The sequence below is a fragment of the Vibrio sp. 970 genome (genome assembly GCF_033339075.1).
In genome coordinates, this window is the sequence record NZ_JAWOTW010000082.1 from 1 (window position 1) to 1,200 (window position 1,200).

Here is a 1,200-nt window from a genome sequence, read left to right on the forward strand (position 1 = left end):
GCCTTTCCGTTTTACAGGTTCCTCAACAGGCCGGTGGGCCGTTAGTATCATCAATATCAGTATTCGCAAAACCAGATGAATGATTGTTTAAACTGGTGTATTTCTGCCTTTATGCTTCGTAAGTTTGCTGTCGCGCCGTCAGTGCCCAGGCTATTCTGGCCAGCTTGTTTGCCAGAGCACAGGTGACGACAAAGTTGCTTTTCCGACACAACAACTCCCTGACCCAGTCGGCCAACTTGCCAGACTGGTGTTCCAGTTTTTGTATGAATACCCTGGCACACTGAACCAACAAAGTTCGGATCTTTTTGTTGCCCCGCTTGCTAATCCCTAACAATGTCGTCCGACCTCCCGTGCTGTACTGTCGGGGTACCAGCCCTGTTGCCGCCGCAAAGTCACGGCTGCTGGCGTACTGCTTCCCGTCGCCAATCTCAGTTGAAATAGTACTGGCAGTCAGCGTTCCAACGCAGGGAATACTCAGCAAGCGCTGTCCAACCTCATCTTCGTCCAACTTTCGTTTCAACTGAGATTCCAGATCTTTAATCTGCTCAACAAGATAGTGATAATGCTGTTGTAATTTCAGCAGTAACTGGCTGAGATAAAGAGGCAAACTACTGTCCTCAAGAAGGGTACTCAGTCGACTAATAACGGCAGCACCTCGCGGAACGCTGATACCAAATTCCAGCAGAAAAGCATGCATCTGATTAGTTGTTTTCACCTTATCCTGAACCAGGGATTCACGGACACGATGCAGAGCTCGCATTGCCTGCTGAGATTCGGTTCTGGGCTGCACGAAACGCATAGATGGACGTGATGCTGCTTCACAGATAGCTTCAGCATCAACGAAGTCATTTTTGTTGCTTTTAACGAATGGGCGGACAAATTGCGGTGATATCAGCTTTGGAAAATGCCCTAACTCTTCCAGCTTGCGTGCCATAAAGTGAGAACCGCCACAGGCTTCCATCGCGATGGTTGTTGCCGGGCATGTCGCCAGAAATTCGATTAGCTTTGGTCGGGTGAATTTTTTACGGTAAACGGCCTTCCCACGATGATCCTGACAATGAATATGGAAAGAGTTCTTACCCAGATCGATACCAATAAGCGCAATGTTTTCCATGATGGTTCTCCGAATGAAAGCCTGTCCTCAGCATAGTACTGGGAAGGAGGGAGTGACCATCTCATTAAATAAAGCACGCTAAGCCG

General features: G+C 48.4%; 1 protein-coding gene. It reads right to left on the bottom strand.

The window, feature by feature from the left end; translation table 11 throughout:
- Nucleotides 1-109: 109 nt before the first annotated feature.
- Nucleotides 110-1,114 carry an IS110-like element IS5075 family transposase gene (locus R7Q11_RS24855; protein WP_000427619.1) on the bottom strand — a complete coding sequence of 335 codons (1,005 nt, stop codon included), beginning with the start codon at nucleotides 1,112-1,114 and terminating at the stop codon, nucleotides 110-112.
- Between the last annotated feature and the right edge of the window lie 86 nt (nucleotides 1,115-1,200).

Coding starts and splice junctions, on each gene's coding strand:
- R7Q11_RS24855 (WP_000427619.1), bottom strand. CDS start 1,114: ATGGAAAACATTGCGCTTATTGGTATCGATCTGGGTAAGAACTCTTTC.